We start from the raw sequence: 15267 nt of genomic DNA, 5'->3' as shown, positions 1-15267 counted from the left end.
GATCCACCCGGGCCGGGCGGACCTCCGGGGAGGCCGCCCGGCCCGGTCAGTCCGCCGCCGCGGCGTCGGCTGATCGGTGGTTCAGTTGCGGACGATGGTGAAGGTGCTTGTCGTGTTGCGGACGTCCTGGTGGTTGTCGCTCAGCCGCAGGTTGGTGAACGTCGCCGAGCCGACCGCCGGGCCCTGCCCCGCCTCGGGCATCTCGTTGACCCAGATGCCGAAGCCGGACTTCGCGTCGAACGCGTCACCACTGCGCCGCGCCCCGGAGATCGACACGTCGGTGAGCACCGTGTCGGTGATCGGGTTCTCCGGCTGGCCGCCGGTGTACTTGGTCTGGAACATGATCCCCGAGTACGTCGGGTCGACGATGTCGACGGCGCTGACCCGGATGCCCCGGAACTCCTTGGACGCGGAGAACAACCACATCGCGGGGAACGTCTGTGCGCCCCAGAAGTGCCCGCCGGAGCGGATCAGCGAGATGTTCTCGAACCGGGTGGGTGGGCTGGCGCCGAACCCGACGAACGGGTAGCCGAAGTCCAGCGAGCTGATGGTGATGCCCGAGTAGGTCAGCTGGTCGGCGAGGTAGAGGTTGCGGAAGGTGTTGTCGTAGCCGCCGTACACGGCGATGCCGGCGGCCCGCCAGGTCAACGTGGCGGTCAGGTTCTCGAACACGTTGCCGTGGTTGCCGCCGGAGCCGCCGGAGTCGGTGGCGGAGAACAGCGCGAACGCGTCGTCGCCGTTGGACCGGCCCTCCGTGTTGGTGACCAGCGCGTTGGTGCTGCCGTTGGTCATGTTCACCCCGTCGGCGAAGGTGTTACGGAAGCGGCTGTCCCGGATGGTCAGCCCGTCCACGCTGACCCCCCAGTACGCGCAGACGGTGTGCTCGACCCAGACGCTGTCCAGCGTCAGGTTGTCCACGTCCTTCAGCTCGCCCCACACCTTGCCCGGACCGTCGATCCGGTTGGTGTAGTTGCCGAAGAACGCCAGGTGGGCGAAGGTCGACCCGCTGGCCGAGGACTCGACCCGGAAACCGGCGTCGGTGTTCTGCTGGTTCGTCGGCGTCTGGAAGCGGGTGTACCACATGCCCGCGCCGACCACCTTCACCGGTTTGCCGTACACCTGGAACTTCTGGGCGGTCTCGTAGCTGCCGGCGGGCAGGTAGACGCCGACCAGGGTGCCGGTGGTGTCCATCCGGACCGCGTCCAGCGCGTTCTGCACGTCGGCGTGGCTGAACCCGGTCGGCGCCTTGTAGCGGGTCGGGTCCGGGTTGGCGCGGGGTGACACCAGCTCGGTGTCGACGAAGTCGATCGCGTAGGTGGTGCTGTTGGCCGGGTCCTTCTGGAGCCGGATCCGGCTGCCCGCCGCGACGGTGGAGTTGAGCAGCACGTTCGCCTCGTCGTAGAGGTGCCGGGGCGCGCCCGCGCTCGGCGAGTCGCTGGGGGCGGCCTCGGCACCGTAGAGCCAGATGTGCTTCGAGGTGAGGCTGATCGGCTTGTGCAGCACCCCGTTGACGTAGACGTTGAGCGTCGCGTCGATTCCGCCGCCGCCCGGCGCGTCCGGGATGGAGAAGCGGGTGACCAGCGCGTTCGCGGCCGACTTGGTGGTCCACTCGACGTACGCGCCGGTGGTGTTGAGGGTGACCGCCCGCCGGCCGGACGCCTCGCCGGCCAGGTCGCCGATGGTCCGGTTCGGGCCGATCACCTGCGCGCCGCCGCCGACCGAGCCGTCCTCGGCCTCGTACGCGTCGTAGCCCAGGTTCGCGCCCCGGCCGACGAACAGCGGCCGGTCGCTCGAATTGTTCTGCCGCTTCACCGGCAGCTCGTTGGCATCGTCGGCGAGTACCACCCGCACCGTGTAGCGGCCGTTGGCGGCGGTCCAGGTGCCGAGCGACACCGGGCCGGCGGTGGCCCCGGCGGCGATCGTGCCGGAGTACGCGCCGGTCAGCGTGCGGACCACGGAACCGGAGTCGTTGAGCACGGTGAGCGTGATGCCGTGCGCGCCGCTCGCCGAGGCGATCGTGCCCTGGTTGCGCAGCGTCACCGCGAAGGTGACCGTGGCGCCGGCGGCCGGCGTGCCGGGCGACCAGGTCACCGCCGAGGCCACCAGGTCGGAGCTGGCCACCGGGCTGACCGTCAACGCGGTCGGGTTGGTGTAGGAGTTGTTCGCCTCGTTCTGCTCGATCACCGTGTTCGACTCGTCGACCTTCGCGGTGAGCGGGTAGCTGCCGGCGTTACGCGCGCCGATGCTCGCCGAGACGGTGCTCGACGCGCCGGCGGCGAGCGCGCCGACGGCGGCGGTGCCGACCTTCGTCGTACCCAGGTAGAGGTTGACGTCGGTGGCGGCGGACGCCGCGCTGCCGGCGTTACGCACGGTGGCGGACAGCGTGATCGCGTCGGTTTCGACGGGCGCGGTGGGCGCGGCGGTCAGGGCGGTGACGGTGAGGTCCGGGTTGGCCGCCGGCACGCCGATGACCTGGAACTCCGCGACCTGGCCGTTGGACGAGCCGGAGTTCGCGGTGAACTGCAACCGGACGTCCGCGGCGGTCGCCGAGACGGGGACGGTCACGGTGTTGCCGGTGTTCGGGTTGAACGGGTACGTCGCGGAGCCGACCAGGCTGGTGAACCCGGACGCGGACTGCTCCCGCCCGAGCACCTGGAACGTCTGGGTACGCGCGCCCCACGCCGGGTCCGGGTTGAGCTTCACCACGACCGCGCTGATGCTGGCGTTCGCGCCCAGCGCCACGGTGAGCGTGCCCGGGTACGCGCCCGGCGCGCCCTCCCAGTAGGTGGTGACGTCGTTGTCGACCGCGTTGGCCGCGTTGAACACGTGCACCACCGACGACGCGGTGGCCGGCTTGCCGACCGCCAGGTTGGTGCCGCCGCCGGTGCTGCCGGTCCGGGTCACCGTGTTGCTGTTGGCGGACACGTTGCCGGCGGCGTCGCGGGCCCGTACCCGGTAGGAGACGGTGGCGCTGTCCGGCTGGCTGTCGGTGTAGGTCAGCGTGGAGCCGCCAACGGTGGTGCGCAGCGACCCGTTGGCGAAGACCTCGTAGCCGGTGACGCCGACGTTGTCGGTGGACGCGGTCCAGGTCAGCCGGATCTGCCCGCTCGCCGGCTGGGTCCAGGCGAGGTTGCCGGGCGCGGTCGGCGCGGTGGTGTCACCGGTGTTGCCGGTGCGGGTCACCGTGTTGCTGTTGGTCGACACGTTGCCGGCGGCGTCGCGGGCCCGGACGTAGTACGACACGGTGGACCCGGCCGGCTGGGTGTCGGTGTAGGTCAGCGTGGTGCCGCCGACGCTGGTGCGCAGCGCGCCGCCCGCGTAGATGTCGTAGCCGGTGACGCCGACGTTGTCGGTGGACGCGGTCCAGGTCAGCCGCACCTGGTCGGTGGCCGGCTCGGTGAACGCCAGGCTGCCGGGGGCGCTGGGCGCCTGGGTGTCGCCGGTCGCCGCGCCGTAGACCTCCAGTTCGGCGAGCTGCCCGGCGGGCCAGGCGCTGTTCGCGGTGAACAGCAGCCGCAGGTAGCGGGTGGACGCGGTGGGCACGGTGACGGTGACCGTGTTGCCGCCGGCCGGGTCGAACGCGTACGACGCGGACGCGACGAGCGTGCCGAACGTGGACCCGTTGGTGCCGCCCTGCACGGTCAGCGTCTGGTTGCGCGCGCCCCAGCCGGTGGGCAGCCGCAGCACCAGCCGGTTGACGCTGGTGGCGGCGCCCAGGTCGGCCTGGATCCACTGCGGGAACGCGGTGTTCGGGCTCTCCCAGTAGGTGCCCGCGTTGCCGTCGTTGGCGTTGCCGGCCCCGTACACGTCGGAGTGGCCGCTCTCGGTCATCGTCGCGCCGAGCGCCAGGTTGGTCGAGGAGCTGGCGGTGCCGTAGACCTCCAGCTCGGCGAGCTGGGCGGCGGTCCAGCCGGTGTTGGCGGTGACGACGACGCGCAGGTAGCGGGCGTTGGTGGCGCTGAAGCCGAGGGTCACCGCGTTACCGGCGGCCGGGCTGAACGAGCGGGCGGCGGACGCGACGACCGTGGTGAAGCCGCTGCCGTCGGCGCTGGCCTGCACGGACAGCGTCTGGGTGCGGGCCTCCCAGGCGGCGGGGAGCCTGAGCACCACCTGGTCGACGGCGCGGCTGGTGCCGAGGTCGACCTGGGCCCACTGGGGCAGCGCGCCGCTGCTCTCCCAGTAGCTGCCCGGGTTGCCGTCGGTGAGGTTGGCGGTGACGTAGGGGCCGTTGACGCTGCTGGCGGTGGCGGTGCGGCCGGCGGCGAGGTTCGGGCCGCCGGCGGCCAGGGCCGGTGGGGCGGGGGCCGCGGTGACGGCCAGGCCGACCGCGGCGAGCACCGCGACGATTCTGGTACGGAATCTGGACATGGTGGACGGACACCTTCTTCCCGGGGGAGGTGGAGAGGCGTTGACGGGGTGGGGGTGTGGTGCGCGGCGGGGACCCGGGCGGGTCCCCGCCGCGCCGGGTCAGGAGGCGTAGACCTCGAACTCGGAGAGCTGACCGGCGGGCCAGCCGGTGTTGCCGGTGAACGTCAGCCGAACGAAGCGGCGGTCACCGGAGGGCAGCGCGATCGACACGCTGTTGCCGGCCGCCGGGTCGAACGGGTAGCCGGCCGCCGCCTTGAGGGTGGTGAACGACGAGCCGTCGGTGGAGCCGAGCACGGCCACCGTCTGGGTACGGGTCTGCCACGCCGCCGACGCCGGCAGCCTGAGCACCACCCGGCCGACCGTGCGGGCGCTGCCCAGGTCGACGGTCACCGACTGGGGGAAGGCGTTGTTGGTGCTCTCCCAGTAGGTGGCCGGGTTGCCGTCGACGGTGTTGCCGACGCCGTAGACGTCGGCGTGGCTGGTCTCGGCGACCGGGCGGCCGGCGGCCAGGTTGCCGGTCGGTGGCGCGGTGGTCGGGGGCGGGGTCGACGGCGGGGTGGTGGTGGGCGGCGGGGTGGTGGTGGTGCCACCGCCGTACACCTCCAGCTCGGCGAGCTGGGCGGCCGGCCAGCCGGTGTTGCCGGTGACGGTGACCCGGACGTACCGGCGGGTGCCCGACGGCAGCGCGATCGACACGCTGTTGCCGGCCGCCGGGTCGAACACGCGACCCGCCGACGCGGCGAGCGTGCCGTAGGAGGAGCCGTCGGTGGAGCCGAGCACGGACAGCGTCTGCGTGCGGCGTTCCCAGCCGGCGGGGAGCTTGAGCACCACCCGGTCGACGGTGCGCGACGCGCCGAGGTCGACGGTCAGCGACTGCGGGAAGGCGTTGTTGGCGCTCTCCCAGTAGCTGCCCGGGTTGCCGTCGACCGCGTTGCCGGCCGCGTACGTCTGGTTGACGCTGGTGGCGGTCGCCGGCCGGCCCAGGGCCAGGTTCCCGCCGGCCGGCGGGGTGGTCGGGGGCGGGGTGGTCGGCGGCGGGGTCGTGGTCGGGGGTGCGGTGGTCGGCGGGACGCTGGTCGGCGGCGGGCTGGACGGGCCGTTGCCCCACTGCGGCTGCGGCCACGGCCCGCAGTACGGGGTGGGCGTGTACCAGCCGGAGTTGCCGGTGCCCTGGGTGATCTGGAAGCCGCTGCCGACGCAGTTGTGCATCGGGTTGGTCTGGGCGATGTTGGTGGCCCGGACGCCTGTGAAGCTGACCTGGCTGGGGGCCTGCACCTGGAGCGCGTACGTGCCCGCGCCGTCGATCCGGACGTTGCTGAACGCGATGCCGCTGGTCTGCCCCTCGATCCAGTGCAGCGCCGCGTAGGAGCTGTCCAGGATGTCGGTGTCGGTGACGTTGATGGCCGCGCCCTGGATCGGCTCGTTGAGCGCGGAGAACCAGATCGCGCCCACCCCGAAGTTCCAGTTGTAGTCGGAGTTGCCGTTGCGGATCAGCGTGTTACGGGCGACCGTGATGGTGCCGGCCACCGCAGTGGACCCGGTGACTCCGGGATAGCGGTTCGCGACGTGGATGCCGCCACCGTTGGTGACCGAGTCGGCGGTCACGTTGTCGGCGATGGTGATGTCGCGTCCGCCGTAGGTGACCAGATGGTTGGCCAGGATCGTCACGCCGATGGTGTTGCGGGTGAAGGAGTTGCCGACGTTCGGCACGCTCTGCGCCCACATGGCCAGCGCGTCGTCACCGGTGTTGCGGACGAACGTGTTGGTCACCGTGGAGTTGGTGACGCCCCAGTGGAAGTTCACCCCGTCGGCGGTCTGGTCGAGGATGCGGCTGTTGCGGATGGTGAAGTTGTCCATCGGGCCGTCCATCCACGCGCCGACCTTGGTGTGCTGCAACCACAGGTTGTCCACCACCGAGTTCGTCATCGCGCCGCCGATGGCGTTGACCTGGTCCTCGTCGACCCGCTCCCGGATGTCACCGATGATGGCGAAGTCCCGCAGCGTGACGTTGCGGCTGGGTCCGCCGGCCTCGTGCGCGCGGATCTCCCCGGAGTAGCCGCCGCCGGGCACGTACTTTCCGTAGATGCCGGCGGCGCGCTTACGGTCGGTGGGGTGCCGGCCGCCGAGCACCGAGTACCACGGCCCGGCCCCGCGCAGCGTGACGCCGTCGACCACCACGTGGTCCCAGAGCGTGAACGTGCCGGCCGGAATCCACACCGCTTTCCCCTGCGCCCTGCCGGCGTCCGCCGCGGCCTGGAACTTAGCCGTCGAGTCGGTGCCGCCGGTCGGGTCCGCGCCGAAGTCGGTCACCACGTCCAGCACGCCTGAGGGCTTGGCGATCGGCGACCCGACCAGCTCGAAGTCGGCCAGGTCGATGGTGAACGTGGGCGACTGGGCGGTCGAGGAGACCTGGAGGCGGATCTTCGTGCCGGCCGGGTACGTGGTGCCGAACATCGTCCGGGTCTCGTCGTAGAAGTGGTGCGGGTTGGTGTCGCCCGGGTTGTTGTTGAACGGGTAGCCGCCGTAGTACCAGCCGTACCGGGAGGTGACCGGGACGGCCTTGACCAGGGTGCCGTTGGCGCGCAGGTCGATGCTGGCGTCCCGACCGGTGCCGGCGGCGTTGTCGGGCAGGCTGTAGCGGAAGGTGACCGCGTTCGCCGGGGCGGTGAGGGTGAACTCGACGTACTCGCCGACCGCGTCGAGGGTGACCGCCTCCCGGCCGGACGCCTCGGACGGCAGCGTGCCGTAGCGCCGGTCGGGGCCGATCCTGGTGCCGGTGTGGACGGCCTGTTCCGCCTCCTGCTCCCGGAACGGCACGGTCGCGCCCCGGCCGGCGATGTCGAACGGGGACAGGCCGGCGGCGTGCGCCGGGGTGGCGGTGGAGGTCAACGCCACGACGGTCAGTGTCGAGGCGGCGAGTACGGCGGCGGCCAGGGCCGCGAGCCCGGTCGGGCGTCGGTGGTGCGGGTGCTCGGCCATGCGGGGTGTGCTCCCTTTCGTCGGTGGCCAGGTCCCCCGTGCGGCGGTGCTGCTGTCTCCTCCCCTTCCTCCCCAGGTGTTCCGGCGGCCGGGACGGGCCGCCGGGTGGTGCGGTTCAGGCCGGCCGGGTCCGCAGCCAGACCGCGGTGTCCGGGGGCAGCCGGTCGTCGTCGAGCGGCCCGCTGGCCAGCAGCATCCGGTCGTACCCGGGCAGCGCCACCGCCTCGGCACCGAGGTTGACCAGGCAGGCGAACCCGGGTTCCCGGGCGAACGCGAGCACCCGCGCCGGCGCGGGCAGCCAGGTCAGCGTGCCGTCGCCGAGGGCGGGTTCGGCCCGGCGCAGCGCCAGCGCCGCCCGGTACAGCTCCAGCATCGAGTGCGGGTCGCCGGTCTGGGCACGGACGGTGCGGTCCTTCCAGTCGGCCGGCTGCGGCAGCCAGGGCGCGGCGGCGGCCCCGTCGGGGCTGAACCCGAACGGCGGGGTGTCGCCCTGCCAGGGCAGCGGCACCCGGCAGCCGTCGCGGCCCGGGTCGACCCGCCCGGAGCGTTCCCACATCGGGTCCTGCCGCAGCGCGTACGGGATGTCCTCGACCTCCCACAGTCCCAGCTCCTCGCCCTGGTAGACGTAGGCGGCACCGGGCAGGGCGAGGCTGAGCAGCGCGGCGGCCCGGGCCCGGCGGGTGCCGAGTTCCAGGTCGGTGGGGATGCCCTCGCGCTTGGCGGCGAAGCTGAACGTGGTGTCGGCCCGGCCGTAGCGGGTGACGTGCCGGGTGACGTCGTGGTTGGACAGCACCCAGGTGGCCGGGGCGTCGACCGGGGCGTGCGCGCCGAGGGTGCCGTCGATGCTCTCGCGCAGCGCGGCGGCGTCCCAGGCGCAGCCGAGGAAGTCGAAGTTGAACGCGGTGTGCAGTTCGTCCGGGCGCAGGTAGTTGGCGAACCGCTGCCGGTCGGGCAGCCACACCTCGCCGACCAGCGCCCGCCCGCCCGGGTAGGAGTCGGCGATGCGCCGCCAGGCGCGGTAGATGTCGTGCACGCCGTCCCGGTCGTGGAACGGGTGCGGCCGGTCCGGGTGGACCTCCGGCAGCGTGCCGTCCTTGACCAGCAGGCCGGCGGAGTCGATCCGGATGCCGTCCACGCCCCGGTCGAACCAGAAGCGCAGGATGCCCTCGAACTCGGCGCGGACCCGGGGGTGGTCCCAGTTGAAGTCGGGTTGCTGCGGGGCGAACAGGTGCAGGTACCAGTCGCCGGGGGTGCCGTCCGGGTCGGTGGTGCGGGTCCAGGTGGGGCCGCCGAACTCGCCCGTCCAGTCGGTGGGGGGCAGGTCGCCGTCGGGTCCCCGGCCGGGACGGAACCAGAACAGTTCCCGTTCGGGGGCGTCCGGGCCGCCGGTGAGCGCGGCCCGGAACCAGGGGTGCGCCTCCGAGCAGTGGTTGGGCACCACGTCGACGATGGTCCGGACGCCGAGTGCGTGCGCCTCGGTGATCAGCGCCTCGACCTCGGCGAGGGTGCCGAAGACCGGGTCGATGTCGCGGTGGTCGGCGACGTCGTAGCCGGCGTCGGCCATCGGCGACGGATACCAGGGGCTGAACCAGATCGCGTCGACCCCGAGGGCGGCGAGGTGGTCCAGGCGGGAGCGGATGCCGGCGACGTCGCCGATCCCGTCGCCGTCGCCGTCGGCGAAGCTGCGCGGATAGACCTGGTAGATCACCGCGGAGCGCCACCACGGGCTGCTGTCGGCCATGGGCACGGTCACCTGCTTTCTGCGGGTCGGTTCTGCTGCGGCGGGCTGTGGGTTGCGAGCGGCGGGCTGCGGACGGCGGGCGGGATCGCCCGGTCAGCCCTTGAGGCCGCCGGTGGTCAGGCCGGACATGATGTTCCGTTGGAAGATCAGGAACAGCACGACGGTGGGGATGGCGGCGATGACCGAGGCGGCGATCACCACGTTCATCGGGGTGCCGCCGGCGAAGGCGTAGATGCCGACGCTGACCGTGCGGGTCTCCGGTGACGGCATGACCAGCTTGGGCCAGAGGAAGTCCTTCCAGACCGCCGTCACCGCGAAGATCGCCACCACGCCGAGGATCGGGCGGGACATCGGCAGGACGATCGACCAGAGGGTACGCAGCGGTGACGCGCCGTCGACCACGGCGGCGGCCATCAGGTCGTCCGGGATGGAGTCGAAGAACCGTTTGAGCAGGAAGATGTTGAACGCGTTGGCGACCAGCGGCAGCCAGATCGCGAACGGGGAGTCGAGCAGGTTGAGGTGCACGACCGGCAGGTCGATCACGGTCACGTACTGCGGGACGATGAGCACCATCGCCGGGATCATCAGCGTCGCCAGCATCATGGCGAGGATCAGCCCACCCAGCACCGGGCGCAGCTTCGACAGCGCGTACGCGGCGGCGGTGTCGAACACGAGTTGGAACAGCACCGCGCCGGTGGCGTAGTAGAAGGTGTTGAACAGCAGCTTGGCCAGATCCAGGTTGGTCCAGGCGTCGACGTAGTTGCCCGGTTGCGGGTCGCGGGGGAACAGCGACGGCGGGGTCTGGGCGATCTCCTGGCCGCTCTTCAGCGCGCCGGTGACCATCCAGTAGAGCGGGCCGAGGAAGACCAGCGTGAACACGACCACGACGACGGTCAGCACGGTCCAGTAGAGGACCCGGCCGCGTCCGCGTCGCAGTTGTGCCGGGGCGATGAGGGTCCGGGTGGTGGGGTCGGCGGCCATGTCCTAGTCCTGTCTCGCGGTCAGTCGCAGGTAGACGGCGGAGAACCCGGCCAGCACCACCAGCATGATCACGCCGAACGCGGCGGCGCCGTTGAGGTCGTTCTGGAAGAAGCCGTGCTGGTAGATGAGGTACGCCACCGAGGTCGCCGAGTCCTGGGTGCCGGCGCCGTTGGCGAGGATCAGCGGCTCGATGAACAGCTGCATGGTGGCGACGATCTGGAGCATGGCCAGCAGGGCGAGGATCAGCCGGGTCTGCGGGACGGTCACGTGGACGATGCGCCGCCACAGTCCGGCGCCGTCGAGTTCGGCGGCCTCGTACAGCTCGCCGGGGACGTTCTGCAACGCGGCCAGGTAGATCAGCACCGCGCCGCCCATGTTCATCCAGGTCGACGCGAGCACCATGGCCGGCATGGTCATCGTGGGCGACTGCATCCACTCGGAGGTGGGCAGGCCGAGCGCGGTGAGGACCGCGTTGAACAGCCCCGCCCCGCTCGGGTCGTAGGCGTAGAACTTGAACAGGAACAGCGCGGACGCCGGGGGCAGCATCACCGGCAGGTAGACCAGCACCCGCAGGTAGCCGGTGGCGTGGCGCAGCTCGTTGAGCAGGATCGCCACGAGGAACGGGACGGCGTAGCCGAGCACCAGGGCCAGGCCGGTGAAGACGAAGGTGTTCTTCCAGGCCGTCCAGAAGCTCGGATCGGCGATGATCCGGGCGTAGTTGTCCCAGCCGACCCAGGTGGTCTCGCCGCGCCGGGTGCGCTGGAAGCTCATCACCACGCCGCGCACCATCGGGTACCAGGAGAAGACGGCGAAGCAGACGAGCGCGCCGACGAGGAACGTGTGCCCGGTCAGGTTGTCCCGTACCCGCCGGCCGCGTCCGGCCCGGCGCGCGGCGGTGGGCTGCGGCGACGGCGTGGGGCGGCCGGGGCGGCGGGTGGCTCCCGGGGCGGTGGTGAGCGCCAAGGCAACTCCCTGCGGTAGTGGGTCGCGGTGGCGTGGGGGCCGGGTGGCCGGCCCCCACACGGGCGGGTCAGCTGTCGGCGGCCAACAGTTGGTTGATCTTGCTCTCGGCCGTGGTGAGCAGGGCGTCGATGTTGGCGTTCGGGTTCGTCAGCACCCCGGACATCGCGGCGTCGAGCACCGCGTAGATGGCCTGGGCGTTGCGCGGCTCGCCCTTGATCGGCACCGGGTTGGCCTCGAAGACCGCGAAGTTGGCGGTGTCCACGTTGGCGTTGGCCTTGCGCAGGTCCAGTTCCTGCTTCTGCGCGTCGCTGCCGGCGGCGAACAGCAGCGGCTGGGGCAGGCCGACCGGGTAGTTCTGCGGCTTGGCCCGGACGTAGTCGAACTGGCCCTTGCCCGGGGTGAGCTTCTGGAAGGCGATCCACTTCAGACCGGCCTTGACCTGCTCGGGCGACAGGCCCTTCTTGAAGAAGTAGCCCTCGCCGCCGCCGAGCGTCGCCAACGCCTTCCCGTCCTGGCCGGGCAGCGGGCCCATCGCCCAGTCCTGGTACCTGCCCTGGAACTGCGTGACGATCGCCTGGGTGGCGTCGGGCGCGCCGATGAACATGCCGACCTTGCCGGCGCCGGCGTTGGTCAGCAGGTCGCCCCACTGCAGGAGCTGGCGGCTGCCCATGCTGTCGTCGCCGTGGCGCATGTCCTTGAGGTTCTGCAGGACCTGCCTGCCCGCCGGGGTGTTGACGTCGGCCTTCTTGCCGTCGGCGCTGAGCACCTGGCCGCCCTGCGAGTAGAGCAGCGAGGTGAAGTGCCAGCCACCGGTGTTGCCCGCGCTGTACTCGGAGTAGCCGGCGACGCCGCCACCGAGCGCGGAGATCTTCTTCGCCGCGGCACGCACCTCGGGCCACGTCTTCGGCGGGGTGGCCGGGTCGAGGCCGGCGCGTTGGAAGAGCGCCTTGTTGTAGATCAGGCCCATCGAGTAGTTCTTCACCGGTACGCCGTAGAGCTTGCCGCCGTCGGTGAAGACCTCCTTGAGCGCCGGGTCGACGCTGTCCCAGGTGGGGATGGTGTCCTTGGTGGCGTACCCGGTGATGTCCATGGCCTGACCGGAGTCCAGCACCTGCGCCAGGTCGGTCATGTAGCCGTAGAAGACGTCGGTGACGGTGCCGCCGGCGAGGCGGGCGGTGAAGTCCGGCGGGTTGTTGCACTGCTCGCCGACGCTGACGCTCTTGACGACGATGTCCGGGTTCTGCTGCTGGAACGCGGCGACGTCGTCGTTCCAGTTCTTCAGCAGTTCCTTCTGTGCGCCGACCGGCTGGCAGTCGACCGTGATGGTGACCTTGCCGCCGGCCGCGCCGGAGTCGTCGCTCTTGGTGGAGCACGCCGCCAGGCTGAGCCCGAGGCCGGCCGCGAGCGTCAGGGCCGCGACCTTCCGGTACTGCGGTACGGACATCTGTCCATCCCTTCGGGAACGGTTATCCATGACCTGCACTGATCTGCGGTGACCGGGTGGCTGCCGGTGACGGGGGTGGTGGGGTGGCAGCCGCCCACGCCCTGCCCCGGGACTCGGTGCCCGGGGTCGGGTTGAGTGGAGTCAATGTAGCGACGTGGACTCTTTACAGCAAGGTTTCGACCGCATCACGAAAGAAATCGACTTGGGAGTGGTTGATCGCAACGAAGCCGACCCCGGGCAGCAGAACGGCCGCCGACCGCAGGTGCGGTCGACGGCCGGGAGGCGTCGCGGTTCGGTCGTGGCGGGTCAGTCGCGGGGAACGGGTGCGGTGGAGCCGCGTACCACCAGCTCGGGTTCGAAGAGCAGCTCGTCGTGCAGCACGCCGGCCCCCTCGATCTGGGTGACCAGCAGATCGACCGCGGCCTGCCCCATCGTCTCGATCGGTTGGCGCACCGTGGTCAGCGGCGGATCGGTGCAGGTCATGAACGCCGAGTCGTCGAAGCCGACCACCGACACGTCGGCCGGCACCGCGCGACCGAGCCGGCGGGCGGCCCGGACGGTGCCCAGCGCCAGCACGTCGCTGGCACAGATGACGCCGGTCACGCCGCGCTCGATCAGCCTGGTCGCCGCGACCCGGGCACCCTCCATCGAGAAGCTGGACCGCTCCACCAGGTGCCGGTCGGCGTCCCAGCCGGCGGTACGGACCATCGCGTCCAGCTTGCGCCGCGACGGGATGTGGTCGGCCGGACCGAGCACCATGCCGATCGTCTGGTGACCGAGCGAGCGCAGGTGCCCGTACGCCTGCTCGACGGCGACCGCGTCGTCGGTGGACACCCGGGGGAAGCCGAGTTCCTCGACGCCCGCGTTGACCAGCACCACCGGCAGGCCCCGGTCGGTCAACCGCCGGTAGTGCTCGTGCGAGGCGTCGGCCAGCGCGTACGAGCCGCCCGCGAAGATGACCCCGCTGACCTGGTGGTCGAGCAGCATCTCCACGTAGCCGGACTCCGGCACGCCGCCGATGGTGCGGGCGCACAGCGCCGGGGTGAACCCCCGTTGGGCGAGGGAGCCGGTGACCACCTCGGCCAGCGCCGGGAAGATCGGGTTCTGCAACTCCGGCAGCACCAGGCCGACCAGCCGGGCCCGTTCGCCGCGCAGCTTCGTCGGGCGTTCGTAGCCGAGCACGTCGAGGGCGGTCAGCACCGCCGCCCGGGTCGCCTCGGACACTCCCCCGCGACCGTTGAGCACCCGGCTCACGGTCGCCTCGCTGACCCCCGCCTTGCGGGCCACCTCCGTCAGACGCTTCGTCACGGCGGCAATACTACGTCGGATTCTTGCAAAAACTGAACAGACAGCCGGCGAGAATCAGTCCGACCCGGACCGCCACGGTGCCGGGGCGCGTCAGCGGGCCGGCGGTCCGCCCCTCGGCCACGACCCTGCGCCATCGGGATACTTGTATACTCTGGTCCGCCGACCTAACAGCCCCTGGCAGAGAAGCAGTGAGCGGACCAGCAGCGAGCAAACCCCAGGTGAGCAGCAAGTCGGTCGTCCTCGACGCGATCCGGGCAGCCGGGACGATCAGCCGGGTCGGGCTGATCCGGGCCACCGGTTTCACCGCGCCGACCATCTCCACCCTGGTCCGTAAGCTGATCAACGAGGATCTGGTCGTCGAGACCGGGCACGCGAAGTCGACAGGCGGCAAACGCCGGGTCCTGCTCCAGCTCAACCACGCCTCCCGGTACGCCGTCGGCGTGCACCTGGACCACGGCGTCATCACCTACGCCCTGACCAACCTGGGCGGCACCGTGGTGGCCCGGATCTCCCGCCCGGGTGCCGGCGCGCAGGAACCGGCGGTCGTGGTCGCCCGGATCGCCACCGAGATCGCCGCGCTGATCGACGGGGTCGGGGTGGAGCGGGACCGCATCCTCGGCGTCGGACTGGTGTTCCCCGGCCCGGTCAACGCCACCCGGGGCATGGGCGGCCCGCCGGACGTGGGGCTCGCCCCCGCCATGCGGCAGTGGAACGGGTTCCCGCTGGGCGCGGCGCTGGAACAGGTGACCACCCTGCCGGTGGCGCTGGACAACGACGCGACCGCGGCGGCGCTGGGCGAACACTGGACCGGCGGGTTCGGCACGGCGACCTCGGCCGCCGCCCTCTACATGGGCACCGGCATCGGCGCCGGGCTGGTCATCAACGGCGTCACCTACCGGGGGCCGAGCGGCAACGTCGGCGAGTTGGGACACGTGTGCGTATCGGCCGACGGACCCCGGTGCTGGTGCGGGGCCCGGGGCTGCGTGGAGGCGCTGGCCGGGCCGGCGGCGGTGGTCGCCGCCGCGCGTTCGGAGCCGGCGACGGCACGGGCGGTGGGTTTCACGCCCGGCGTCCGACGGCCCTCGGTGGTCGCCGACTTCGCCGCGATCAGCCGGGCCGCCCGCCGGGGTGAGCCGTACGCGCTGGCGCTGCTGGAGCGGTCGGCCCGGCACCTCGGGGTGGCCGCCCGGACGCTGGCCAACCTGATGGACCTGGAGGTGCTCGTGCTGACCGGGCCGAGCCTGGCCACCGCCGGGTCGGTGTACCTGCCGATCGTCCGGCACGAACTGCGCGCCTCCTTCGCCCGGGGCACGCACACCGTCGATGTCCGGCTCTCCCGTTCCGCCGCGACGGCCTCGGCCATCGGCGCCGCCGCCCTGGTCCTGGAATCCGAACTGGTCCCGCTGGCTCACGGTCCACGCCCGGCCGAGCAGGTGGCCGGGCAGCGGGCCCGGCTCACCGAATCGGCAGGCTGAGTGACCCG

At 71.7% G+C, this 15267-nt stretch carries 8 protein-coding genes; 1 reads left to right on the top strand and 7 read right to left on the bottom strand.

The features are described 5' to 3' along the window. Positions 1-81: 81 nt before the first annotated feature. From FJK98_RS13385 to FJK98_RS13355, 7 genes are all read right to left on the bottom strand, one after another. On the bottom strand, positions 82-4368 hold the full coding sequence (locus FJK98_RS13385) for a discoidin domain-containing protein (RefSeq protein ID WP_145919305.1): 4287 nt from the start codon (positions 4366-4368) through the stop codon (positions 82-84). A gap of 99 nt (positions 4369-4467) precedes the next feature. Continuing rightward, positions 4468-7347, bottom strand: coding sequence for a discoidin domain-containing protein (locus FJK98_RS34655; protein ID WP_145919304.1), 2880 nt, complete (start codon positions 7345-7347; stop codon positions 4468-4470). A gap of 115 nt (positions 7348-7462) precedes the next feature. Beyond that, entirely contained in the window at positions 7463-9088 is a 1626-nt protein-coding gene (locus tag FJK98_RS13375) for a glycoside hydrolase family 13 protein (RefSeq protein WP_145919303.1), read from the bottom strand. 93 nt (positions 9089-9181) lie between these two features. Then, positions 9182-10069, bottom strand: a complete 888-nt coding sequence (locus tag FJK98_RS13370; RefSeq protein WP_145919302.1) for a carbohydrate ABC transporter permease — start codon at positions 10067-10069, stop codon at positions 9182-9184. Between the two features lie 3 nt (positions 10070-10072). Continuing rightward, complete coding sequence (locus tag FJK98_RS13365) at positions 10073-11032, bottom strand: carbohydrate ABC transporter permease (RefSeq protein WP_145919301.1); 960 nt, start codon at positions 11030-11032, stop codon at positions 10073-10075. 67 nt (positions 11033-11099) lie between these two features. Continuing rightward, positions 11100-12476, bottom strand: coding sequence for an ABC transporter substrate-binding protein (locus tag FJK98_RS13360; RefSeq protein ID WP_145919300.1), 1377 nt, complete (start codon positions 12474-12476; stop codon positions 11100-11102). 306 nt (positions 12477-12782) lie between these two features. Further along, positions 12783-13784: a LacI family DNA-binding transcriptional regulator gene (locus FJK98_RS13355; RefSeq protein ID WP_088646826.1), complete on the bottom strand. Its 1002-nt coding sequence runs from the start codon at positions 13782-13784 to the stop codon at positions 12783-12785. A gap of 218 nt (positions 13785-14002) precedes the next feature. Between FJK98_RS13355 and FJK98_RS13350 the strand changes: the two genes are divergently transcribed. Next, on the top strand, positions 14003-15259 hold the full coding sequence (locus FJK98_RS13350; protein WP_205789439.1) for an ROK family protein: 1257 nt from the start codon (positions 14003-14005) through the stop codon (positions 15257-15259). The last annotated feature ends 8 nt before the right edge of the window (positions 15260-15267 follow it).

The organism is Micromonospora sp. HM134 (assembly GCF_007833915.1).
In the GTDB taxonomy this organism is placed as follows: domain Bacteria; phylum Actinomycetota; class Actinomycetes; order Mycobacteriales; family Micromonosporaceae; genus Micromonospora; species Micromonospora wenchangensis.
Note: the sequence above shows the minus strand (reverse complement) of the source record. Positions and strands in the feature narration are given on the sequence as shown.